19 protein-coding genes are annotated in these 25,493 nt (G+C 45.6%); 14 read left to right on the forward strand and 5 right to left on the reverse strand.

Annotated features, from left to right (window positions below; genetic code table 11):
- Positions 1-39 precede the first annotated feature (39 nt).
- Entirely contained in the window at positions 40-1,461 is a 1,422-nt protein-coding gene (gene der, locus JMX92_RS03360) for a ribosome biogenesis GTPase Der (RefSeq protein ID WP_011960976.1), read from the reverse strand.
- A 470-nt stretch (positions 1,462-1,931) separates the two neighbouring features.
- Between der and JMX92_RS03365 the strand changes: the two genes are divergently transcribed.
- A complete protein-coding gene (locus JMX92_RS03365) occupies positions 1,932-2,639 on the forward strand; it encodes a hypothetical protein (protein ID WP_011960977.1) in 708 nt (235 codons plus the stop codon).
- A gap of 160 nt (positions 2,640-2,799) precedes the next feature.
- A complete protein-coding gene (locus tag JMX92_RS03370; protein ID WP_011960978.1) occupies positions 2,800-4,650 on the forward strand; it encodes a monovalent cation:proton antiporter-2 (CPA2) family protein in 1,851 nt (616 codons plus the stop codon).
- Between the two features lie 34 nt (positions 4,651-4,684).
- Here the strand turns inward: JMX92_RS03370 and JMX92_RS03375 are convergent, their stop codons facing one another.
- The gene (locus JMX92_RS03375) at positions 4,685-5,650 is read right to left on the reverse strand and encodes a DUF2628 domain-containing protein (protein WP_227675248.1); all 966 of its coding nucleotides are present in this window, start codon (positions 5,648-5,650) and stop codon (positions 4,685-4,687) included.
- A 176-nt stretch (positions 5,651-5,826) separates the two neighbouring features.
- Between JMX92_RS03375 and trmB the strand changes: the two genes are divergently transcribed.
- The 9 genes from trmB (at position 5,827) to rlmKL (ending at position 16,827) form a co-directional block, all read left to right on the forward strand.
- Positions 5,827-6,627, forward strand: coding sequence for a tRNA (guanosine(46)-N7)-methyltransferase TrmB (gene trmB, locus JMX92_RS03380; protein ID WP_155587082.1), 801 nt, complete (start codon positions 5,827-5,829; stop codon positions 6,625-6,627).
- Positions 6,628-7,339: 712 nt separating this feature from the next.
- Entirely contained in the window at positions 7,340-7,828 is a 489-nt protein-coding gene (gene rlmH / locus JMX92_RS03385) for a 23S rRNA (pseudouridine(1915)-N(3))-methyltransferase RlmH (protein WP_011960981.1), read from the forward strand.
- An 84-nt stretch (positions 7,829-7,912) separates the two neighbouring features.
- Positions 7,913-8,794: a DODA-type extradiol aromatic ring-opening family dioxygenase gene (locus JMX92_RS03390; RefSeq protein ID WP_227675249.1), complete on the forward strand. Its 882-nt coding sequence runs from the start codon at positions 7,913-7,915 to the stop codon at positions 8,792-8,794.
- Positions 8,795-8,914: 120 nt separating this feature from the next.
- Positions 8,915-9,685: a 7-cyano-7-deazaguanine synthase QueC gene (gene queC / locus JMX92_RS03395; RefSeq protein ID WP_011960983.1), complete on the forward strand. Its 771-nt coding sequence runs from the start codon at positions 8,915-8,917 to the stop codon at positions 9,683-9,685.
- Positions 9,686-9,955: 270 nt separating this feature from the next.
- Positions 9,956-10,303: a hypothetical protein gene (locus tag JMX92_RS03400; RefSeq protein ID WP_011960984.1), complete on the forward strand. Its 348-nt coding sequence runs from the start codon at positions 9,956-9,958 to the stop codon at positions 10,301-10,303.
- Positions 10,304-10,567: 264 nt separating this feature from the next.
- On the forward strand, positions 10,568-11,062 hold the full coding sequence (locus JMX92_RS03405; RefSeq protein ID WP_011960985.1) for a peroxiredoxin: 495 nt from the start codon (positions 10,568-10,570) through the stop codon (positions 11,060-11,062).
- A gap of 116 nt (positions 11,063-11,178) precedes the next feature.
- On the forward strand, positions 11,179-12,726 hold the full coding sequence (locus JMX92_RS03410) for a dihydrolipoyl dehydrogenase (RefSeq protein WP_201543902.1): 1,548 nt from the start codon (positions 11,179-11,181) through the stop codon (positions 12,724-12,726).
- A 210-nt stretch (positions 12,727-12,936) separates the two neighbouring features.
- Positions 12,937-14,157 (forward strand): mechanosensitive ion channel family protein, encoded by a 1,221-nt coding sequence (locus JMX92_RS03415; RefSeq protein ID WP_201543904.1) that lies wholly within the window; start codon positions 12,937-12,939, stop codon positions 14,155-14,157.
- A 246-nt stretch (positions 14,158-14,403) separates the two neighbouring features.
- On the forward strand, positions 14,404-16,827 hold the full coding sequence (rlmKL, locus tag JMX92_RS03420) for a bifunctional 23S rRNA (guanine(2069)-N(7))-methyltransferase RlmK/23S rRNA (guanine(2445)-N(2))-methyltransferase RlmL (protein ID WP_201543906.1): 2,424 nt from the start codon (positions 14,404-14,406) through the stop codon (positions 16,825-16,827).
- A 120-nt stretch (positions 16,828-16,947) separates the two neighbouring features.
- On the opposite strand, the gene prmC is transcribed toward rlmKL, so the two are convergent.
- The gene (prmC, locus tag JMX92_RS03425; protein WP_201543907.1) at positions 16,948-17,883 is read right to left on the reverse strand and encodes a peptide chain release factor N(5)-glutamine methyltransferase; all 936 of its coding nucleotides are present in this window, start codon (positions 17,881-17,883) and stop codon (positions 16,948-16,950) included.
- Between the two features lie 17 nt (positions 17,884-17,900).
- The gene (locus tag JMX92_RS03430) at positions 17,901-19,793 is read right to left on the reverse strand and encodes an AmpG family muropeptide MFS transporter (RefSeq protein ID WP_201543909.1); all 1,893 of its coding nucleotides are present in this window, start codon (positions 19,791-19,793) and stop codon (positions 17,901-17,903) included.
- Between the two features lie 316 nt (positions 19,794-20,109).
- Here JMX92_RS03430 and JMX92_RS03435 point away from each other — a divergent pair, with 316 nt between their 5' ends.
- The 3 genes from JMX92_RS03435 (at position 20,110) to JMX92_RS03445 (ending at position 25,254) form a co-directional block, all read left to right on the forward strand.
- Entirely contained in the window at positions 20,110-21,039 is a 930-nt protein-coding gene (locus tag JMX92_RS03435; RefSeq protein WP_011960991.1) for a LysR substrate-binding domain-containing protein, read from the forward strand.
- Between the two features lie 320 nt (positions 21,040-21,359).
- Positions 21,360-23,924 (forward strand): membrane-bound PQQ-dependent dehydrogenase, glucose/quinate/shikimate family, encoded by a 2,565-nt coding sequence (locus JMX92_RS03440; RefSeq protein WP_201543911.1) that lies wholly within the window; start codon positions 21,360-21,362, stop codon positions 23,922-23,924.
- 328 nt (positions 23,925-24,252) lie between these two features.
- Positions 24,253-25,254 (forward strand): LLM class flavin-dependent oxidoreductase, encoded by a 1,002-nt coding sequence (locus JMX92_RS03445; protein ID WP_011960993.1) that lies wholly within the window; start codon positions 24,253-24,255, stop codon positions 25,252-25,254.
- Between the two features lie 48 nt (positions 25,255-25,302).
- On the opposite strand, the gene JMX92_RS03450 is transcribed toward JMX92_RS03445, so the two are convergent.
- On the reverse strand, positions 25,303-25,493 hold a 191-nt coding region (locus JMX92_RS03450; protein WP_201543912.1), incomplete at its 5' end, for a zinc ribbon domain-containing protein.

Consider the following 25,493-nt stretch of genomic DNA (forward strand, 5'->3'; position numbering starts at 1 on the left):
ATGACCGCCCCTTTTTTTATACTTTAAAGCTCAAGGGTGCTACTTTTTATGCGAGCCTTTTTTGTACTTCATGTTGCGGCGCTTTTGGCGGGCTTCAGAGACCCCAGGTCTTAGCTTCTTAGATGAAGTGGTCTTCTTGCCAGCATAAGGGTTGGTATTAAGCTTGAATTCAACCTTTAATGGCGTGCCCTCTAGGTTAAACACCTTACGAAACTCATTTTCTAAATAACGCTGATAGCTTTTAGGCAGGGAGCCTGTCTGATTACCATGGATAACGATAATCGGTGGATTATGACCACCCAAATGCGCATAACGTAGCTTAATACGGCGCCCACCTGACATAGGTGGCGGGTTTGCGGCCACAGCATCTTCTAGAATCTGAGTCAAACGATTGGTCGATACTTTGAACATCGATGAGGCATAAGCTTTATGAATCGATGGATATAGGTTACCGACGTTGGTACCATGTAGCGCTGAGATGAAGTGTACTTTGACATACGGAATGAAGTTAAATCGGCGATCAAGCTCGATGCGTATCATCTCTTTTTTGTCTTCTGATAGCCCATCCCATTTGTTAATTGCCACCACCATAGCCCGGCCAGCATCTAGCGCATAACCCAGCATATGTAAATCTTGATCGACAATACCTTCTTGGGCATCAATGACAGCGACGACCACGTTGGCATCTTTAATGGCTTGTAGGGCTTTAATTACTGAGAATTTTTCAACTTTTTCATCAATACGGCCACGGCGACGTACACCGGCAGTATCAATAAGTACGTAGTTTTTGCCATTGCGCTCAAAGGGGATATAAATACTGTCACGGGTGGTGCCTGGCATGTCATACACCACAACGCGCTCTTCACCAAGCATGCGGTTAACCAGCGTGGATTTACCCACGTTCGGGCGACCGATAATTGCAAGCTTCAGCCCCCCTTGATCTTCTTCTTCCACATCCTCTGGCATATCGGCAGTTAAATCATCAAGTAAGTTGGCAATACCTCGGCCATGACTGGCTGTCATAGGGTATGGCTCACCCAATCCTAATGCATAAAACTCAGCGGGCGCAGCATCATGAACGCCATCAATTTTGTTGGCCACCAGGTATACCGGCTTGCCTAGGGTATGCAGCATTTTACCAATTTCAGCATCAGCGCCAATCATACCGGCACGAGCATCAACCACAAACACAAGAATATCTGCTTCATGGATGGCGGTATGCGATTGTGCGGACATATAGTCATCAATACTACCGCGGCCATCATCAGCCTCGCCAATACCGCCGGTATCAATCACAACAAAAGACTTGTTGTTATACGTGGCATCACCATACTGTCTGTCACGGGTGAGTCCGGACAGATCAGCGACTAAGGCTTGACGGGTTTTGGTCATTTGGTTAAATATTGTCGATTTACCCACATTTGGGCGACCTATTAAGGCAACGACAGGTTTCATGGACATCTTTTATCTCACTTGGTTTTACAAGGCTTTAATGATTGAGGGTTAAATCAGAGTGCTTGATAGATTATTAAATTGGGGTTGATTAGGGGTTAGGGCAATTGATTCGATGCCAATTTCTATCATGACACCTACCGCCTTAGCGCCAATCTGCACAGCGGCATCATCTCTTATAAAAATTAAAGTTGAGTTATCTCAACGTAGTTCTTAAAATAATTTCCAGTTTGTTAAAAAAGCCAATAATATGGACCCTATCATTCGCGCTTAAGTCGAATTTTATTGATTGGTCTGTATTGTGCTGTTTTTCTGGCCACTACTGACAGGCTACTGTGAGATCACCACCACCCATAACCGGGGTAAAAGCTTATTATCTAGCGTATGTCGTCAAAATAATATAACAGACTAAACGCAATTAGATTGCTCGGCTATGATAACATGGTTTTAACCCTCTTAATAATGAACCTATATCAATTATGTCAAGACGCTCTGCACCTTTTGTCGCTCCCGAAGATATTATCCCAGATCCTTTATCTAAGGAGGGTAAATCACTTGCTAAAGAATTACTCTCAGGGTTGCAGGCAGATATTGCCGCGTTTCGTCATGACCAGTTTCCGCCAGATATTATAACTCAAGTGCGCGACATGCCCATTTATCAGGGCAATAAAGACGAAGTTGCCGCGTATCATGCACGATGGAAGCCGCTGATACAAAGAGCATTGCAGTTTTATCCGGCAGCCTATTTGCCGCCTGATAATCTGCCTTTGCCTGCAAGTTTAGAGATTCCACAATTTATCTATCACGTGCAGCGGCTACATTTGACCAAAACCCGTGCCAAAGAATCCAAAAACTTTGGCTCGGTGGGCGCACTTATCGAAAAATGCGGTGAGTTTACTGAAAATGAGTACCTACGTCTAGAAAAAGTCTTGGCCAATGATGAAACGGCGCGGCTGGTTGCACATCGAGAGTTTATTGATCTGCGTGCTTATGTGTTTTGTCGCAATGACAAGGGCGAGCTGCTTGATCCTGAGCGTATTCGTTTTTATCGTACTGGACTTATTGTCCATGCCCTGCCGGACTTCAAGGTTGTCGATAGCCGTCAAAAACCTAGAAAAAAACGCAATGATGCTTACAGTAATCCCCTAGCCGATAACGGCGTTTGGAAAGTATATCGCAAAAAATAGCCCACTGTTTGTGGCTATTATTTCAATTTTTGAAGCACGCTTACGTTTTAAGAGGCTTTGAATAGTAACCATCACTGTTGTGACATACCTCTTTTATCACTTGTTTTATCACTTGCTTGCCCTAAGCTTACCGCCACTGCTCTACAAATAAGGATCCTACATGATTGCAGCCTCCCTTGTTCAACCCAGTCTCATGTTACAAGCGACCATCTTTTTAGGTGCCGCCTTGTTATTGGTACCTTTGGGCAAGCGGCTGCATATCTCAACTGTACTGGGTTATCTGATTACTGGCTTGCTACTGGGTCCGAGTGTGTTTGATGTGGCCGGTGATGCCGAAAGCTTAATGCACTTTTCTGAGTTTGGGGTGGTCATGCTGTTGTTCGTCATCGGACTTGAGCTGCAGCCCTCACGGCTTTGGGCGCTGCGTCACTCGATTTTTGTATTCGGGGGCTTGCAAGTTGGGGTGACAGGCTTATTGTTAATGGGGCTGCTGTATGAATTTAGCAGCTTAAAATTAGACACCGCCTTTATTGTCGGCTTTGGTCTGGCGTTGTCTTCTACTGCCTTTGTGCTACAAGTATTGACCGAAAAGGAGCAACTGTCGAGCACCCATGGACGCGAAGCCTTTACCATCTTATTGTTCCAAGACATTGCGGTTATTCCTCTGCTGGCTGCCATTCCCTTCTTATCTGGGGTGCGTGAGCAGACTTATGACTTAATTTATTTTGGTAAAGTGGTGGCAGTGTTTGGCGGCTTATTCTTAGTCAGCCGTTATGTTGTACGCCCTTTTTTCAAGTTCGTGGCCTTAAGTGGTGCCAATGAGCTGCTGACCGCCGTGGCGCTATTTATTGTCATGGGCGTGTCTATTTTGATGGGGCAGATTGGCTTATCTATGGCATTGGGTGCTTTTTTGACCGGTGTACTACTGGCCGACTCTGAATACCGCCATGAGCTTGAAGCCAGTATTGAGCCCTTTAAAGGCTTGCTGCTGGGTCTATTTTTTATGTCCGTTGGTATGCTCACCGACGTCAAACTTATCTTGGCGCACCCCGCTTTTATCATTGGCGCGGCCATTGCCTTAATGGTGATTAAATTTGGGGTGATTACCATTATTGCCCGCTTATTAGGCAACCGCTTACCAACCAGTATTCGTCTGGGGGTGACTTTGGCTCAAGGCGGTGAGTTTGCTTTTGTGTTATTTAGCACGGCGGCCAATTCAAACGTACTGCGTCCAGAGCATGCCAATCTACTGACTTTGATTGTGACCATCTCTATGGCACTGACCCCTATTGGATTTATGCTGCTTGAAAAATTCGGTGAGCCCAGATTTGATAAAGGTCAGCCAGACCGTGAATATGACAGCATCCCTGACCATGAGCATCCGGTAATTATCGCAGGCTTTGGCCGTGTCGGACAAATTATCGGCCGCGTACTGCGCATGCATAATATCGAATTTACCGCCATTGAGAGCTCAGCCAACCAAGTGGATTTCGTGCGTAAGTTTGGTAACCAGGTTTATTATGGTAACCCGCAAAATCCGCAAATCTTGCGTACTGCCGGTATTGAGAAGGCACGCCTGTTTATCATCGCCATTGATGATATCGAGCGCTCTATTGCCACTGCCCGCTACTTGCATACCAATTATCCGCATCTTCAAATCCTAGTACGTGCGCGTAACCGGGCCCATTTTTACCGCTTGCGAGAGATTGGTATTACTCACATTTGGCGCGAAACCTACTTATCCTCGCTAGATATGTCACGTGAGTCGCTTGAGCTGCTTGGTATTTCTCCTCAAAAAGCGCGCGAGACCATCACCGCCTTTCGTGATTATGATGACAAACTGTTGGCACAGCAGCAGGCCATTTATGAAGATGAGGCCAAGATGATTGCCTCGGTACAGTCCTCTATGATGGAGCTTGAAAGCTTATTTGACTCTGATCATTCAGAGGGCAAAAAGCTGGACTTAAATGAAATAGAAACCGCAGTGGGCATTCATAAATCCAGCTCTTAGCAGGCCAGGTTGTCTGATTTTCAACTGGGTTTATTTAGCTGCTTTGACATATCGCAGGGCGCTGCTTGTCATTTAAAGTACTGATACATTGCCATTTGCCCTGCTTATCGGCTGAGGGACGATACATAATAAAGCGCTGCCCATTAAGATTGCGATTGGGAAATGGCACCCCAGTGAGACTGGCCATCAATACGCAGCTACTGGATTTATTACCCAAGGCTGGGGTCTGCGCGACTACTTCAAAACGGATATTTTGTGCCGTGCTGTCAACAGACATCCCGACCGGGCACTGGCCTTGGGCTTGATAAGCGGCTTCCACTTGGGCAGTGGCGACTCGGGTAAGCCCAAAGCTTTCTTGAATAATGCCTGTGGCTTTAGGCTTGGCATATAAGGGCAAAAACTGCTGCTGGATAACGGTTATTAGGAATAAAAACAGCCCAAAAGAGGCCGCCAGACCAACCACACTAACGCCGCCCTCCTTTTTTAAATGCGCTTTTTGCTGCTCAGGGGCTCGAGGATAATCCTCTAATACATCCGCAATCTCTCGGCGCGCCATACGATAATAATAAGCATCGGCCCAGCGTGCGACCATCACTGACCAAAAAATCCAAATCGCCAACGCAATGAAAGCCCGCACCCCCATCTGATAGTCATGCGCCACAAGCGGCATAAACATATATTCAAAGGCAACCAACACAATAACCACATTAAGCTGAATAAAAGACCAGCCCGCTACGGTATATACGATACAATCCAAATAGCGCTTGCGATACAGCAGCCATCCAAAGGTGGCAATAAATGCCGCCCAGTTCCATTTGGGCGACAAATAGCCTTGCTCATCAAACTGAGCAAAGCGTTTTAAATAATAAGCTTGCGATCGCTTACCAATGAACCATTTATCCAGCTGAGTACGCTGCTCAGCACTAAGCTTAGGCTGATAAAATGGCGGTGGCGAGGTCTCTTCAATAAACAACATACCGGCTAAGCCTTGTATAAACATCTATCATGCTAAGTACACGCAAACTATCGAGGTTTGCGCATCGTTTTATAGGGAGATAACCGCTATAATACGCCAAAATGACTGATTTTTTTAGCCAGGCTGTGGTTTTTCAACCGTCTTTACCTGCTGCTAATATCTTTACTCTTATAACGCCAATAGTGGACGATTTTTTTAATATGAGCGCTGAGACTACCCCCAACACCCCAAACACCCCAAATATAGACAACTCACAAACCTCTGAAGCCAATGACGCCGCCTACCCGCGCCTCATCAAAACCTTTATGAAGCGCCGTACCCACCTTAACAAAAATGCCGAGCAAGCGCTAACTGATCCTGTTTATGCCAAGTATATCGTCAATACGATGGATGACAGAGGCCAAGGCCTTATTGAGGACATCACAGACTTGCGCGCTTTATTTGCTGATACGGAACAAACCCCTAACGGCCCAGATGCACCGCTGACCTTTGAGATTGGTTTTGGTATGGGGGGATCACTGATTGAGATGGCCAAAGCTGATCCCACGCGTAACTTCGTGGGCATTGAAGTGCATGAGCCGGGTATCGGTAAATGTGCCTTTACCGCTGACGAGGAAGGTCTGAGTAACCTTAAGATTATCAACGGTGATGCCATCGCCCTAATGCAGCAGCTGCCTGAGAATCATATTGACCGTATTCAGCTGTACTTCCCCGATCCATGGCAAAAAAAGCGCCATTATAAACGCCGCTTTGTGAGCCCCAAGCGCATGCAAATTGTTACCCGAGTACTTAAAACCGGCGGCTGGTTCCATACGGCAACAGATTGGGAGCATTATGCGTTTTGGATGTTAGAGGTGCTCGATAACTTTGAGGGGCTGACCAATACGGCAGGCGAAGGTAACTTTACGCCGCGCCCTGACTTTCGTCCTTTGACCAAATTTGAAAAACGTGGCATCGATAGAGGTCATGGGGTATGGGATTTGATCTACACTAAAGACTAATAGGCCATCGTTCTTAACCCATAAACAAAAAAACAATTCACTTTTAGTATTGTCATTATCGTGAAACATCTGCCAAAAATAGTCCTTAACAGCCTTGAAAATACTGGTTTTTTATATTTTTTGGCAGATTTATTAATTTTTTGTAGCACCATGCCATTTTTTCCAAACTTTGATAAGTTGCTTGTAAGCTATGCCAGACAAGGGCGTGCGGACTTTTCCCCATATGCTGTGGATAACTCTGTGGATAACTGGGTGTTTGACAACTGATACCCTAGAGCCATTAGGGCTTTAGGTAAAATTGTTCATTTTTTATACAGTTATTTTTACCATAAAAATCAAACACTTATGTAGATAATTGTTTTTATGCTGTTCTAATCAAATTTTTTGGGCGCAAAATGTATAAAATAAGTTAATGTTTCACAGCTTGACCCATGGGTCTTTTTTTCTCTGTGGATAACTGGCTATTTTAGCGTTTGTCCGGTTGACTTTTTTCAGCGTATCAGCTTTGTGCGTTATTGGCTAATGATGATTAACTCGCTATTAAAAGCAAGTTAACTGATGTTTAAAACCGTAGGTTTTATTATTTTAATTGGCTTTAGGTATTGCTATGCATTGGCATGCATTGTTATGTTTTGATCAGTATGGCAGACATTGGGGTTTAGTACTCGCGGTTAGCTTGAGTGTTAGCACAAGGCTTAATTAAGGCTTTTTTATGAAATTACGAATTCTAAGTGTCGGCAGTAAAATGCCTAAATGGATTGATACTGGGTTTAATGAGTATCACAAACGTATTCAGCCGATGTTGACTACCGAAATGGTCGATTTGGCCGCTGCAAAACGCGCCAAAAACCCCTCAGAAGCCAATCTAGCACAGTATCGTGAGCAGGAGGGAAAAGCCATTTTGGCCACCCATCAAAGTAACTCACGTGAGAAGCTTTGGGTGCTCGACGTTAAGGGTAAGATGCTATCGACCGAGCAGTTAGCCGATAAGCTCAGTGAAGCGATGCAAGTTGGTGACGATGTGGCATTGGTGATTGGCGGCGCTGATGGGGTATCACCTGAGGTACTGGCCGCAGCGGACTTTAAGTGGTCATTATCACCATTAACCCTGCCCCATCCCTTGGTACGTGTGGTATTGATGGAGCAGCTTTATCGAGCAATGAGTATCAATAACAATCACCCTTATCACCGCGGTAATTAGCACTCAAAGAGCGCACGATCAAGGTAATGTATGGCAAACATCACCTCAACTTTAAAAAATGCTGCCCGCCCCCATAATTAGCTTATGACACATTCAAATCGTACCCACAGCTCAACCTTTAGCCCAGTGACTGCCATCACAAGGCTCACAAGCTTTGAGCCAGTCACTAACAGTCACAAGCCAAAAGTGCGTTCTATGCAAGCGCTGGCCACATTGCCGGCGCTATTTATTTCGCATGGGGCGCCTACCTTTGCGCTTGAAAAAAGCGCCACCACCAATGCGCTGGCGCGTACTGGGCAAAACCTACCCAAACCCAAAGCTATTGTGATTATGTCAGCACACTGGGTCACTCAAACCCTTGAGATTGCCAGTAACCCTACACCGCAGACCTGGCATGATTTCTCAGGGTTTAGTCATGAGCTTAATCGCATTGAATACCCTGCTTTAGGCCATCCTGAGCTGGCCGAGTCACTATCAAATCAGCTTAATAAAATGGGCGTCATCAACAGTCTTAATCCACTGCGACCTTTAGATCACGGGGTATGGGTACCACTTCTTCATCTATATCCAGAAGCTGATGTGCCCATTGTGCAGCTGTCATTACCCAAGCACTTCGACGCTTATGCCTGTTATCAATTGGGCAGCTTGTTTGAGCAGCTTCGCCATGAGCAAATCTTAGTGATTGGTTCTGGCAGTATCACCCATAATCTGGCGGCCTTAAGTTGGAACGCTTCTAGTGAAGATGCCAGTGCCAAAGCCTTTAAAGTCTGGCTACTGCACCAGTTAAAGACGGACATTCCAGCGGCTTTAGATTGGCAGCAGTTCGCTCAAGTGGAGCAGGTTCACCCCAGTGCTGAGCATTTACTGCCCCTATTTTTTGCGCTGGGCTGCGGCCAACGGGTCTCGGTCATTCATGAAAGCATGTCACATCATAGCTTAGGCATGGATATGTACCGTTTTGATTAAACCCTGCCGGACAAGACACCCCCAGTGGCGTCATTTTTGTTAAAATAGACGGTTTTTATTGCCCCATTGTTATTTTAATAACTGCCATTTTTAATTTTTTAAGCCTTTTAGGACACCCTTATGACTGATGCCTCAGCAGATGCTTTAACCTCACCCTCTAACAGTGGCGCAAGCCAAGATACTTCTCAGCAAAACGCGGTGGTACTTCTCTCAGGTGGGCTAGACTCTGTCACTTGCTTATACTGGGCAAAAGCGCGCTATGCCAAAGTCACGGCTGTGAGTTTTAACTATGGTCAACGTCATAACAGTGAATTAGTCGCAGCCAAAAGCATCGCTGGCCAAGCTGGCGTCAATCATAAAATCATCGATATCGATATTGCGCAGTTAGGCGGCTCTTCATTAACTGACCATGATATGACCGTTCCAGATGGCGATGCGGACAAATTCCCAACGCATACCGATGACATCGACAACCAAGCCATCCCGAATACCTATGTCCCTGCGCGCAACACCATATTTTTATCTTACGCGCTAGCTGTCGCAGAGGTTACCGATGCTAACCACATCGTCATTGGCGTAAGCTCAGTCGACTATTCAGGCTATCCAGATTGTCGCCCTGAATATATCGAAGCCTTTGAAGTGATGGCAAACTTAGCCACCAAAGCGGGAGTGACCGGCCACAAACTACACATCCAGACACCACTACAAAAGCTTAGCAAAGCACAGACCATTCAGCTCGGCAACTCATTGGGTGTAGACTACTCGCAAACCATTTCGTGTTACAAAGCTGACAGCGAAGGCCGAGCTTGCGGTATCTGTGACAGCTGCACTCTGCGCAAAAGAGGCTTTAGTGATGCCGGATTGGCCGACCCTACCCGTTATGCCGGCTAATAAAATGGCTTTATCGCATTGGCGTTGGCCGTTATGTAACGGCCTAGTAACATTTATTTGCAACTGAATAGCAAAATTCATTATCAATCTCACTATGAGCTTGGTAAGGTATGCTGTTAGATTAGCTAGGCATAAGACCAAGCGGATTGCGGTCTTTATGCTGCAGTTATGTTATAAAAATTTAAGCAAAGAGGGTGTTGTACTGGCTAATCTTTCTTAAAACTGCGCTTTCTTTTAATACTACCTGTTGCCCTCAAAGGATTTTCGTTTATGATGTTTATCACAAAAAAAGTATTGCCTCTGTTCGCGCTTGGCGCTTCTGCGGCTATGTTTATCACGCCAGCTCAAGCCTTAGATATCAAGCAAGATCAAATTGATCAGTGCGTCAAAGGCACAGTAAGTTATAAAGTAGCGGACAATGCCACAGCCAAAAAATTATGCAGCTGCACCGTCAATGTGCGCAGTAAAATGACTTTGGGTCAAATGTGGGAAATTGAGAGCTACGCACAAAGTGGTAAAGACCCCTCAAAGTTGTCTTATGCCAAAAACATGCAAAATGAATTACAACAGTGCACCAAAGGCTTAAAGCTTAATCCCCCTCAAAAACCAAAAGCCTAGTCTTTAAAGGCTAAGTCTTTATGGGCATAGCCTTTAGGGCTTTAATGCGCAGCTAAGCTGTGGATCATTTTTTGAATATTGACCTGTTTTAATTAGGCTGACCTATGTCAGCCTTTTTTTATACCTTAAAGGTTTACTTAACGCTTACACGCGACGCTTTGAGTCATTACTCAATCTTAGGTAAACTACTCTAAAAACAATAACTGCCTTTTAGATTAATAAATGTAGATGAATAAATTCATTTAAGTAAATAAGGAAAACAAAATGGCCAAACCCACTGACGAAATGATTACCCTACCTAACTTCCCAATGCCTATGGTACAAAGCATAGATGATGACATGGTAGAGAGCGAAATAGTACTTGATCAGTTTGTTGAGAATATGGACAAAGGCTTAATTATTTACTTCTATCCACGTGATAATACGCCCGGATGTACCACTCAGGCGACTGACTTTACCGCCAAGCTTAGTGAATTTGATGCGCTTGGCTACGAGGTTATCGGGGTGTCTAGAGACAGTATTGAATCGCATAAGAAATTTATCGAAAAACACCATCTTCAAATTGCGCTCATCAGTGATACAGATGAAAAGCTTTGCCAGCACTTCGATGTGATTAAAGAAAAAAATATGTATGGCAAAAAAACTCTCGGCCTAGTGCGCTCTGCTTTTGTGTTTGATAAAAATGGCACACTGACCCACGCTCAGCGTAATTTGCGTGCCAAGGACTATGCCGATAGACTTCTTGACACCTTATCGTAATGGTTATCTTAAATACCTTGTTTAAGCACAATGCAGTCTTTATAAAAATCTAAGGTATTACCTGTGTTTGCGGCATAGTCTCCATAAATTATTTATAACCTAATACAAGGATTATCATGACAAAACCTGCAATAGACTCTCAAAAATCCATTCGTTATGTTGATGCTGCTGTGATTGGTGCAGGTACGGCAGGCCATAATGCTTATCGTCAGATTAGCAAGGTAACAGACAATGTGGTCATCATTAACGAAGGTATCTGGTCAACAACTTGTACCACCATGGGCTGTATGCCCAGCAAGCTGTTAATTGCAGCTGCAGATAGAGCGCATCACGCCAACCATTCAGAAGAATTTGGTATTGAAGGCCAAGCCATCATCAATGGCAAACAAGTCATGAAACGGGTGCAGTCAGAAAGAGATCGCTTCTCAAGCTTTGCGCTTAAAAATGTCGAGAGTTGGGATGAGAATAATAAAATCTATGGCCGAGCTGTGTTCTTAGAAGATGGCCTGATCGAAGCACATACCTCAACCGGCGAGACGCTATACATAAAGGCGGAGCATATTATTATTGCCACTGGCTCCAAACCTTTTGTACCAGAAGGTTGGAAGCTAACTTTGGGCGATGCCCTTATCACCTCAGATACAATTTTTGAGCTACCCGATTTGCCAAAGTCGATGGCGGTCGTGGGTGCCGGTGCTATCGGCCTAGAGTTGGCACAAGCCATGAGCCGATTAGGCGTTGAGGTGGCTATTTTTAATCGCAGCGAAAATGTCGGCGGTATCAAAGATGAGATTGTCAATCAAAAAGCAATAGACTGCTTTTCAAAACAGCTGGATTTGCGTCTGGCCACCAACATCCAAAACGTATCGCGTGATGACAGCGCCAATAGTGCTCAGGCCATCATTAACTACACCGATGCCCAAGGTAATAGCCAAACTTGGCAAGGTGAAAAAGTTCTGGTAGCTACTGGCCGCCACAATACGTTAGATACTTTCGGCGTCGAGCACTTAGGGGTGCGTTTGGATGATAAAAATCGTCCGCAAGACATGGACACCATCACCGGCAGGATCAAAGATACCAATGTTTATATCGTTGGCGATGCCAATGCTTATATGCCCTTATTGCATGTCTCAAGTAATGAAGGTTATTTATCCGGCAAAGAGGTAGCGCTAAAGATCTCAGGGCTATCAGATAAAGTTAGTATGAGTGATGCCATTGAACACGACCCTGACAGTTCAAAAAACAGCACTCTTTTAAATGATATTGCCCCTGATAAATCACAAACTGTCACCACCCCCATGTCGGTTATATTTACCTCGCCTCAAATTATGTCGGTTGGACAGACTATAGATGAGATTGAAAAATCTGGCGAAGCTTATGTGGTGGGTGAGGTAAGCTTTGACAATCAAGGTCGTAGCCGTGTGATGGGCGTGAACTGCGGATTATTACGTATTTATAGCGCTGCCAACACCGGTCTTGTATTAGGCGCAAGTATGGTAGGGCCTGATGCTGAATATCTTGCCCATATTTTGGCGACCGCCATTACTAATAAAGTAGATATTGATGGCTTACTAGACAGCCCCTTCTACCACCCCACGATACTTGAAGGCCTACGCACTGCACTGCGTGATGTCGCCGCTAAGCTAAGAGCCTACCAAGCCTAGTATAATAAACACGTATTATGCTATTCATAAAGACACTCTAACTATAGGGTGTTTTTTTATAGCAGGGTATTTTGTATAGCAGGATGTTTTTATAGATAGTGCATAAGCGCATCGCAAGATGGTCTCAACTTATCTCATTTTGTTGTATATTACTACTTTAAAACCAAGAATCCTAACTGCTCCAAATACTCATGATTTATAGGAAGTGCAATGGCAAAAGAGACCGGCTCGAAGATAGGTGCCTTTTTTCAAGACATCCTGCACGATTTATACTCAAGCTTGTATCTTGCCATTGGTGGTAACTTAGAAGAAGAGAGTCGTGACTGGGCCTCACGCGGCGTAGAGCTTGCCAGCACTACCATAAAGATCATCATATTGCTGCTGATACTGTGGGCCTTGTACTGGTTTTTTACTTACTTAACCAACCGTTATAAAGACCGCTTTAAAATCTCCGAACGGCGTTTAAGCATTATCCGCTCGGTGATGCGCTATATCTGGGTAGTCAGCTGCGTCATTGCCATTATGAGCCAAGTCAGCGTAGATCCCTCCACAGTCAGTGCCACCGCCAAAGCCAGTATCTGGGCAGGTATCTATTATGTACTCTGGGCCACCTCTGAGCAGGTGATTAGCCGAGTGCTGAAGCATTATGGGCTTAATGCCTCGATCGAACAGCTGCTAAAAAACGTATTTTCAGTACTGATTATCGTCTTCGGTCTGGCCAGTGTCATGGCGCAATTTGGCTTTGATATTGTGTCCTTGGTCGCCGGTCTGGGTATTTTGGGTTTGGCAGTGGGCTTTGCTGCGCAGTCAACCATAGCTAACTTCATCTCCGGCATCACCATTTTACTTGAGCAGTCTTTTAAAGTTGGAGACTGGATTAGCATTGGCAATAATGAGGGCCGGGTTATTTTGATTTCACTGCGCACCACCCACATCTTAACTCGAGACAATATCACCGTTATTATTCCCAATGCCACTGTGGCCTCATCAGAGGTCACCAACTTAACTTCAAAGAACTTTATTCGCTTTGATATTCAAGTGCGGGTGGCATTAGAGTCCGATACCGAGCAGGCCCGTCAAGTGATTTTAAAGGTTCTTGAGGACACAGATAATATTTTAAAACGCCCTGAGCCTTCAGCCACTGTCGATCATATCAGTGACTTTGGCATCGTCTTTATCGTGCGCTTTTGGGTGACGCCCGCCGCTGTGGCACGTATGCCCAGAATGAAAGAGGCGCTGCATGAGGCGATAACAAACAGCTTGCAACAAGCCCAGATTAGCATCCCCTACCCGCACATGCGCGTCTTAATTGCCAAAGACATCAGCACAGACGCTGAGCTTGCCCGTCATATTGAGGCGCCGCACACCCAAGCAAGCGCAGCTAATTTTACCCCGAAGGTCAAAAGCGATAACCAATCGCCGAAAGCGTAAGTCATTAAATGGGCCAAAACGTATTTAACTCAGTGAAATATCCTACCGTCCAAGGTTAGTGTGTTAAAATCACCGCTATTGATAACTGGTTTATCCTCACCCCCTCTTATTAGACCTTCTTAAGCTTAAAGTCACACATTATATTGTTTTTACCGCGTACTATGGCAAGCGATCTGCTTGCCACCGCTAAAACAGTCTAAAACCTGTGATGATTGAATAAGTAACATACCAACGTAAAGGCAAATTATGTCCACCCCCGAAAACACCCTTGTAACACCTAACACATCAGACACCATACCAACGGCTTCCGCTGCCAAGCGCTATGATATTGTCGTAACCTGCGCTGATGGCCTAGAGGCACCGCTACAGACTGAGCTTAGCCACATGGATATTAGCCATGAGCTAAAAAGTACCGGCCGTATTGCGGTCAATGCCACCTTAGAGCAAATCTATAAAATCTGCTTGTGGTCACGCGTCGCCTCGCGCGTGTTATTGCCGATCAAAAAGCGCAATATCAATAAAGAGTATGACGTCGCCGAACAGCTAAATGGTCTGGCGCGTACAGTGGACTGGACTGAGTGGTTTGAATTAGACAATACCTTTGCTATCCGAATGAGTGTCGATAAAAGGGTTCAAGTTAGCCAGCAGTTTGCCATGCTGCGTATTAAAGATGCCATCGCTGATACTTTTAGCGAAAAGCTCGATGCCCGCCCTGATGTCGATAGCAATAATCCTGACTTCCCTATCTATGCTACCGTCAATGAAAAACAGGCCGAGATTTTCTTAGATTTATCCGGAACCAGCCTACACCGCCGCGGTTACCGTGTGGCCATGACCGATGCCCCGCTTAAAGAAAACTTAGCGGCCGGCTTGTTATATACCGTAGGCTGGCACAAAACCAAAAACAGCTATAGTGCGCTTATTGACCCCATGTGTGGCTCCGGTACGTTTATCATTGAAGCGCTATTAATGCACTGTGATTATCCGGTGGGCATTGATAAAGCCGAATCTCAATTTGGTTTTTATAACTGGCAAGAGCATGACAGCGAGTTATGGCAGCAATGTGTGGTACAGGCCCAAGAGCGCTTCCATAATGGACTACAAAAAGCTGCAGCCGGTAAATTACCGACTATTTTAGGCTTCGATGCTGATGCTGGCGCCATAAAAGCGGTACATAAAAACTTAATCGCCGCAGGTTTAATTGAACTGATTCCGCATTTAACGCTAGAGCAGCGTCCGCTGTCACAGCTAAAGATAGCTTTGGCCAAACCGCTATTAGACCGTAAGCTAAAACGTCCTTTGGTTATTACAAACCCGCCTTATGGCGAGCGTTTGGGCGAAAGTGACTTTATTAAGCCCTTGTATCAAGGCCTAGGTTTGACCTTGCAAGAGATTTTCGCCAAACAAAAATACCAGCCCATGCTAGGTCTGCTTGCCGCTCATGTCGAGCAAGCTGACGTGCTGCCTATTGAAGACCCGCAAACTTTGCGCTGTCATAATGGTGCCATTACCGTGTATTTCCGTCATGGTCAGCTGATCCGCAAAGAGGGCGAAAGCCTAATCACCCGCTTTGAGAAAACCGAAATTAAAGTGGATGAAGCGCAAGATTTCGTCAACCGTCTGCAAAAGAATGTGAACCATCTAAAAAAACTGGCTGCCAAAGAAGATGTGACCAACTTGCGTGTTTATGATGCAGATTTGCCCGACTATAAAGTGGCCATTGATGTTTATGGCGACTATGTCCATGTGCAAGAGTGGGCTCCGCCGAAGAGTATTCCACCAGAAACTGCTCGCAAACGCTTTAATCTTGCGCTCATGGGTATCCGTGAAGTGTTTGGCATCAACCGAGAGCAAATCTTTATCAAGACCCGTGCTCGACAAGTGGGTAACACTCAATATGGCAACCCTGAAGCCAGCGCTCAATCTAAAGAGTCAAAAAATGCCCCAGAGCCTAAAAAGGACAACCGCAATCGCTATAAAGGCAATAAGTTTCAGCAAGCCCGTGAAGAGGCCAAGCGCCAAGAAGCTCAGCGTCTGGCACAAAAGAAACGTAAAATGCACGTGGTACAAGAAGACGGCGCTTACTTTTATGTTAACTTTACTGACTACCTAGATACCGGCCTGTTTATTGATCACCGCAATATGCGTAGTATGATTCGCTCTGCCAGCCGCGGTGCGGATGTATTAAACCTATTCGCTTATACCTGTACTGCCAGTGTTCACGCCGCACTTGGCGGGGCAAAATCAGTGACCAGTGTCGATTTATCGCAAAACTATCTGGACTGGGGCAAACAAAACTTTGCGCTAAATGGTCTAGATGTGACCACCAGCCGTTATCAGTTTATTGCCTCTGATATCTTTGACTGGATTAAAGACAATACCGATCAGTTTGATGTGATATTTATCGATCCACCGACCTTTTCAAACTCAAAGAAGTTCCAAGGGACGTTTGACGTGCAGCGTGACCACACAGCACTGATTAACCGTGCCATGAACCGTTTGGCTAATGGTGGTGTGATTTACTTCTCTAATAACTTTACTAAGTTTGAGTTAGATGAAACGCTGTATGAGCGTTATGAAGTGACTGAGATTACCAGTGAAACCATTGGTTTTGATTTTAATCCCAAAAAGCCAATTCACCACAGTTTTGAGATTCGTCATAAGCTTTAAAAGTTAGCGATAGTACTTTACATATAAATAAAGCCCCGTTAGTTAACTAGCGGGGCTTTGTTTTGGATTGTCTTTATTTATTAGGTATACGTAGGTTTGCGCGCTTCTTTCTCCAATTGGTTAAGCACTCGCCCACACCCCCATCGTCACTCTATCATTGCCTCCATAATCCTGTATGGTCTTAACCTGTGTATAGCCAAAATCAGTAAAAATTTGACGAACTGCCGCGCCTTGATCATAACCATGCTCAACCGCTAACAGACCGCCACTTACCAAATAGCCTCTAGCCTGCCCTGCTATCTGCTTGATATCTCCCAGTCCATTGTCTGGCGCAACCAAAGCCGATAACGGCTCAGCTTTAAGCTTGTCTAGGTGCTCATCATCATCAACGATATAAGGTGGATTGGAGACGATGACATCGAAGCGTGGCGACTCTTTATTTGTATTAGCTGCCTCTAATGCGCTAAACCAATCGCTTTGGATAAACTCAATATTTGTGACCTTATTTAAACCCGCATTGCGTCTAGCAACCTCTAAAGCAGGGTTAGAGTAATCAATCGCGGTCACTTGCCACTGACTGGCTGTATGATTGGGCGCTAACATTTGCAGCTCATGCGCAAGGCTAATGGCAATACAACCAGAGCCTGTGCCTAAGTCCAATAACCGCTTGGGCAACTTGTTGGCATCATTGATATCATCGGCATCATCGTTCTGAACTTGGGCATAATGCGTATCAATCCAAGCTAATACCTGCTCTACCAACACCTCCGTATCTGGTCTTGGTATGAGTGTGTGCTCATTAACGAAGAAGTCTAGCGACCAAAATGCTTGCTTGCCAGTCAGATAAGCCAGCGGTGTACCAGAGCGCATCTGCTCGATACCAGACTCAAAATGCGCTTGCTCAGCGTCAGTAAGCTTATACTCTGCATCAGTAATCAAAAATGAGGCAGGCTTTTGTAACACATATAGTAGCCAGTCAGCGACCCAGTGTTCAGGCAAATCACCGTAATCATTTTTTTTCATCTGGCTGATGCTCAACCGCTGCTGTGCCGTCATTGCTATCCTACCTTGGGTTATTTTTTACTTTCAGGCTGAGTGTTGGCAGTATCATCAAGCGCCAGCTGACTGGCTGCCACATCATCACCATAAATGTCATCATTGCCGCCAATCACGATATACTTATCTACCAAATAGATCAGCACTAAAATCGGAATACCAATAACAAAGGTAAAGGTAAAGAAGAACGGCCAGCTGGTCGCCTCTACAATAGAGCCTGAATAGCCACCCATTACCTTAGGAATTAGGGTCATAATCGATGAAAAAATCGCGTACTGAACCGCCGTAAATTTAATCGAGGTTAACGCCGATAAGAAGGCAATAAACACCATACTGGCAAAGCCTGATGCCAAGTTATCGACAATGACCGCAAAATACATATACTCAACACTGCCTTGATGGTAAGTCAGCAAGATGAATAACAAGTTGGTAGAGGACGCCAAGATAGCACCGAGCATCATCACCTGCATGATGCGCATTCTTTGGGCCAACATACCGCCTAAGAAGCCGCCGACAATCGCCATAATAACCCCAACTAACTTCACCGCATCGGCGATTTGGGTTTTATCAAAGCCCATCTCTTGATAAAACACGTTTGAGATGACGCCAGCGACGATATCTGAGATACGATACAGGCCAATTAGTGCCAAAAGTAGCAAGGCCTTTTTGCCATAGCGGCGGAAAAAATCTAAGATAGGATTAATCCAAGTGGCCATCGCCACTTCTTTTTTGACCAGGCCCACTTTTACCAACAATAAACCGCTGATAATTGCCAATCCTAAGCTTGCCAATAAGCGAAGTGTGGCGATTAAAAAGGCCGCCAGCGCATCTTCGAACTCAGGAAGTACTTTACCAATAAGGTTATAACCGGCCACGAATACCACCACGGATAGTACAAATACCAATACCAATCTGAGATAGTCGTTTTTGGACTCGGTCACAGTGGGCGCTTTATTAATAATTTTTGGCTGATTGATAAACAAAAACAGCAATAACAAAGGTGCAGCCGCGATGGCCACAGCAAAATAGTTATTTAGTAGCGGATAAACCGTTTTAGGCACCAACACCATACTGCTACCTGACAGTCTGTTATACAAGGTTTCTATTAAATACGGCAGCCCAATTAAAGTACCTGGTACCAATAAAATCGCCGAGTAAATAGAGAACAGCTTGAGGTTAAGCTGTTGTTTTTTGATCTGTAAAATCTCAGCGGTCGGCTCGTAGCCGGCAAAGGTCGTCAGTAAAGGCAGGGTCATGATCAGCGCCATAACATAGTAAGTATTACGCCATGCCTCATAGCTATATGCCGTTTCAGTAGAGCCAAAGTATACGGCCAGATATAAAGATCCAGCACCGGCGACAATCATACCGATGCGGTAGCCGGTAACATAGATAGAGGACAATACCGGCTGCATTTCAGGCGGGGCAAGCTCAATACGGTACGCATCAATGACGATATCTTGCGTTGCTGCGGCAAAGCCTAATAGTACCGATCCGGCAGCCATTAAGTGCAGCACATTTACCTCAGCAGGGTTGACGCTGGCCATCAAATAAATGGCCAAAATAATCAGCAACTGCGCGACCACCATCCATGCTCGGCGACGCCCTAACCAGTTGGTCAGTATTGGTACAGGGATTGCATCAATAAGCGGCGCCCAGATGAATTTAAACGCATAGCCAAGACCTGCCCAACTAAACATGGTGATGATACTCAGATCCACACCTGCTTCATTCAGCCAAAGCCCCAAGCTTGAGAAAATCAGCATAATGGGTAAGCCGGCGGCGAACCCTAAAAAGAACATAATAAGGACGCGCAGGTCTTTAAAAGCCTTTAAAGAGTCAAGCCAAGATTTTTTGGCAGGGGACAACTCAGATTTTGAGCTGCGTTTAGTAGGGGTCGATACAGACATAGCAGACCTATGGTTATAAAATCAGAAAACCGTTATGTTACTTTAGAATGGCAGGCTTGACTAGCCGTATCGTATTGCGCGTACAATACAGTCGGCAGTTGGTGCACTGAAACTGGGCATATGTTACCAAATAGCGGTATAATGTTTGAGTTAAATGGTGTGCCCTCTTTATAATAAATTAAGTTAATAAATTCAGCTGATAGCTTTGGCTTATTGTGCAGGCTCTTTATATGTTTAGTAGGCTAAATTTGCTTTGGCCACTGACGTGTTTTGAGTGAGCTTTTTAAGTGTTGCTGAAGTGATATAGGAAAAATTTATGGCCATTGATGTCATCGTCAATCAAAGACATTTACAAATTCAGCTTAAACAGTTAGAGACGGTATGGCATACCGTAATTAATGGCTATAACTTAAGCCAAGCGGCGCAAGTGCTACATACTAGCCAATCAAGCCTGTCAAAGCACATCTCCGCTTTAGAAAACCAATTAAAAGCCGAAGTCTTCGTGCGCCAAGGCAAACGCTTAACCGGACTGACCCCTGTCGGTGAAGCGCTACTGCCCCATATTGAGGCAATTTTCACCGAAATTCGCACCATTGAGAATATCAGCCTTGATTACAACAACCCACAGACTGGTACACTAACCCTAGCCACCACCCATACCCAAGCACGCTATGTACTGCCAGATATTATCAAGCAGTTTAAGCAGCAGTTCCCTAAGGTGCAGCTGGTGCTACAGCAAGCCGATCCGCAAACGATTGCCAATATGGTCATTCGAGGTCAAGCCGATATCGGTATTGCTACTGAAGCACTGCTACAAAACTCTTATCTGCGCTGCTACCGTTATTATGATTGGTCTCACCGTGTTATCGTGCCTAAAGACCATGAACTGGCAGAATTAGACAGTATTGATTTGCCGACTCTTGCCAGCTATCCTTTGGTCACCTATCACGGCGGCTTCACAGGTCGCGGTGCCATTGACAAGACCTTCCACGATGCCGGTCTTGAGCCTGAAATTGTCCTTGCTGCCCTCGATGCCGATGTGATTAGTACCTATGTTGGGGCAGGTCTTGGTGTGGGTATTATCGCTGAAATGGCCTTTGAGCCTGGTCATTACCAGAATCTGACTGCCATTCCTGTTGATCATTTTGGCCGCTTTACCAGTTGGATTGCGGTGCGAGATGACGCTGAGATTCGCCACTTTGGGCAGGCATTTATTCAGCTTTGCCAACAGCAATTTAGCAGCTAACTGCTCTTTGAAAACCCTCGGTTGATATCAAACTTGCGTTGACTCACAACCTTAATTTTCTTTTGATTGATACACGCTTTTTACTCTTGCACCTTGATGGCGCAAGAGTTTTTTTTGCTTTTTGTAACTGCTAATAGCCGCCGTGATAAACTAGCAACAGCTTTAAGCAAGCTATCTTTACATTAGATACTTTATTGTTAGATGCCTTCCCCCTATCTATGCTTTATAAGCAATTTAAGCCTTCAAGGACAGAAGGATCACTTAGGCGATAAGCCGACTTTCATTTTTGTTAATCATATTCACGCATAAGGTAACCTCTCATGCAAAAATTTCTGGCTATTTTGATGGCATTGTTTGCGCTGCCCTTGCTTATTGGCGGCGGCTACTTGCTATCCTTAGGAGGCAGCCCCTATTATGTGATCGCGGGCATAATGATGCTACTGACCGCATGGCTACTGCTAAAAAGACATTGGGGGGCTTATGCCCTCTATAGCCTGTTTATCATTGGCTCAGTTATTTGGGCGGTATGGGAAGCAGGCTTTTATTGGTGGGCGTTGGCCACGCGCCTAGGCTTCCCACTTATCTTCGGTCTACTCATGCTGCTGCCTTGGGTCGCTAAGAAGATGGGAGATCATAAATCCAAAATCTTGACTGCGCCTGCCGGCAACACCCTGCATACTCCCTCAAGCACAGGTGCCGCTCAAGTACAGCCGCCTGTATCCCAGCCACTGACTTCTGCGCCAGCCGATACCCACAATACGGGTAACCCACTTTATTATTGGGGCTTATTGGCATCAGTAGTGGCCGGTGCTGCGGTATCTTTTGGTAGTATGGCCAACAATTCCACTGACAAATTGGGCCGCTTAGATCTAAATACCAGTACGTCAGATACTACAGCCAACTTAGGGGACGCCTTATCGAACGGTCAACAGACCCCTGAAGGAGATTGGAGTGCTTATGGCCGTACCGATTATGGTCAGCGCTATTCATCCCTGAGTCAAATTAATACCGAAAACGTCAAAAATCTAGAAGTGGCTTGGCAGATCCAAACCGGTGATGTCAAAGGCCCTAAAGATATCGGTGAAACCACATATCAAGCCACACCACTGAAGATTGGCAATGCGCTATATCTATGTACCCCTCACAACTGGGTAATGGCACTAGATGCGGATACGGGTGAGAGCCTATGGACCTTTGATCCTAAGGTGGGTGAAAACCAAAAGCGCCAGCACCAAACGTGTCGCGGCGTCTCTTTTTATGCCGGCTCACAATCGCCAGTGAATGCCATTCAAGCTTCAGCCGCCACCTCGGCTAACAATACGACACTTACAGCGCAAAAAATCGAGGGCAATACCTTTAATAATGCGCCTGTGCAGTGTGATGCTCGCATCTTTATTCCTACCTCAGATGCTAAGCTTTATGCATTAAATCCTGAGACCGGACAACGCTGTGCAGACTTTGGCGATAACGGCGCGCTTGATTTGATGCACAATATGCCATTTAAACAAGCCGGTTTTTATTACTCAACGTCACCACCTGTTGTGGCCGGTAACCTAGTTATCGTAGCCGGTGCAGTCAATGACAACTATGATATTAACTCACCCTCTGGTGTTATCCGTGCTTATGATGTGCGTACAGGTGAGCTTAAGTGGAACTGGGACTCTGGTAACCCACAACAAACTGCGCCGCTGGATGTCAACGATCCCAATCAAGTGTACAAGACCAGTTCACCCAACTCTTGGTCTATTGCCACAGCTGATGAAAAGTTAGGCTTGGCTTATTTCCCAATGGGTAACCGTACCCCTGATCAGTTAGGTGTTTATCGCACCCCTGAAGAAGAAAAGTATGCCACCTCTGTGGTTGCCTTAGATCTAAAAACCGGACAAGCACGCTGGGTACAGCAGTTCGTACACCATGACTTGTGGGATATGGATACCCCTGCTCAGCCGACATTATTGGACTTAAAAACCGATAAAGGCGTGCAGCCTGCGCTTGTGGTTCCGACTAAGCAAGGTGATGTTTATGTGTTAAACCGTGCTACGGGTGAGCCTATCTTACCGATTAAAGAGCGCCCTGCACCGCAAGGTGACTTGATAGCAGGGGAACATGCTGCTCCCACTCAGCCTTACTCAGCACTAAGCTTTGAGCCAAAACGCTTAACTGAAAAAGACATGTGGGGGGCAAGCTTAATCGACCAAATGATGTGTCGTATTGAGTTTAATAAGCTGAACTATGAGGGCCGCTACACACCACCTTCGCTCAATGGAACGTTGGTATATCCAGGTAACTTTGGTACCTTTAACTGGGGCAGCTTGGCGGTTGATCCAGAAAATGGTGTCATGTTTGGTATGCCCACTTATTTGGCCTTCACCTCCAAGCTTATTCCTAAACACAGCTTAGGTGACGTGGAGACCAACAAAGGTGAGCAAGGGGTTAACGCCAACGAAGGCGCCGATTATGCCGTAGAGATGGGGCCTTTCTTATCGCCACTTGGCGTGCCTTGTCAGCAGCCACCTTGGGGCACGATTGCTGCCGCCAACTTAAGCACAGGCGACATCGCTTATCAGCGCAAAAACGGTACCGTACAAGACCTATCGCCTTTGCCATTGAAGTTTGAGCTGGGTGTACCGGGTATTGGTGGTCCTATCATCACTAAAGGCGGCGTGGCCTTCTTATCAGCTGCAACTGAAAACAACTTCAGAGCTTATGACTTAGCAACCGGTGATGTGCTTTGGAACCAGCGTATACCGGCAGGTGGCCAAGCCACACCTATGACTTACTTAAACTCAAAAGGTGAGCAGATGGTGGTATTGGTAGCCGGTGGTCACGGCTCAGTCGGAACCAAAATTGGTGATTATGTGATTGCATATAAACTGGCCAAATAAACCTGCCCAATCAACATATTTACTTGGTTAATGTTACTTGGTTAATTTACTTGGTTAATAACGATATAAAAATAAGGTGCCTTAGGGTGCCTTATTTTTTTGGATCGTACTTTTACAATACCCCAAGATGAAGCCTAGATTAATGATGGCACTGATGTGTTAAGTAGCCTTGTTATTAGTTTATTAATATTCAACCGGTCTACTTGAAACTTAAGCAGCCAAGGCTCATATCAACCATTAGCACACCATCAAAAAATTTATTAATAAGCAATAAATAAACCCTTTTGCTTCTGCTTAAGGCTTTATTGACTCTGCTAATGGATGACTTATGAGCGCAACTCCTTTATCTTTTTTAGACTTAGCCCCTATCCCTGAGGGTCAAACCACTGCTCAGGGCGTGGCTTATACCGTGGATATGGCACAAAAGGCAGAAGCCATTGGCCTAAACCGCTTTTGGATGGCAGAACATCACAATATGCCTGGTATCGCCAGTGCCGCAACGTCAGTACTGCTCTCGCATATTGGTGCTAAAACCAACAAAATCCGTATCGGCTCAGGTGGTGTCATGCTGCCAAACCACGCGCCGTTGGTGATAGCTGAGCAGTTCGGTACACTACATGCTTTATATGGGGATCGTATTGACTTGGGATTGGGCCGCGCGCCTGGCACAGATGGGGCAACCTTTCGAGCACTGCGCCGTCAGATGCACGATGCCGATCGCTTTCCGCAAGATGTGCAGGAGCTGATGTTCTTTTTGGGTAGCGACTCAGACAACAGTCCGGTTCAGTCCTTCCCAGGTGCTCATAGCAAGGTGCCAGTTTGGATTTTAGGCTCATCACTGTTTGGTGCCACCTTAGCGGCTAAGCTTGGCTTACCTTATTCATTTGCCTCACATTTTGCGCCGCGTATGATGACGCAGGCCATTACCACGTATCGCGAAAACTTTGAACCCTCACAGTATTTGGATAAGCCGTATGTGATGCTTGCGGCCAATATGCTACTTGCAGATGATGATGCCACGGCTCGCTATCATTTTACCTCTGCACAGCAAAGCTTTGTGCGCTTACGCCGTGGTGGCCGTGGTCAAGTACCCGCGCCCGTAGAGTCGATGGACAGTATCTGGAGCGCCCCTGAAAAAGCCATGGTCGATGATGCCTTAGCGGTATCTTTTATTGGCAGTGTTGGACGCGTACGTCCTCTATTACAGCATTTCTTGGAGGAGCATAAGCCTGATGAGCTGATGGTCACTGCTAATATTTATGATCAGCAGGCGCGCCTGCACTCTTTGGACTTGGTACCTGAGCTTGAGATTTTCGATTTAAATCCCTAAGCGTAAGTCATCAAGCATAATAGGCAAAGACTTGACTTCCTCCCCTCGCTAAACCGAGGGGATTGCTACAGCTAGACGGTCAAGCCCGACCGCAAGGATGTTCTTAGCGGCATTGATATCTCTATCATGCCATGTGCCACACTCAGCACACCTCCATCCTCTTATTCCAAGACCTGCTCTACCTTTTGGACTACTATCTTTTGGACTACTATCACTTATTTTAAGGCAGTGCTCGGACT

The sequence above is a fragment of the Psychrobacter sp. H7-1 genome, assembly GCF_904846585.1.
In the GTDB taxonomy this organism is placed as follows: Bacteria; Pseudomonadota; Gammaproteobacteria; order Pseudomonadales; family Moraxellaceae; genus Psychrobacter; species Psychrobacter raelei.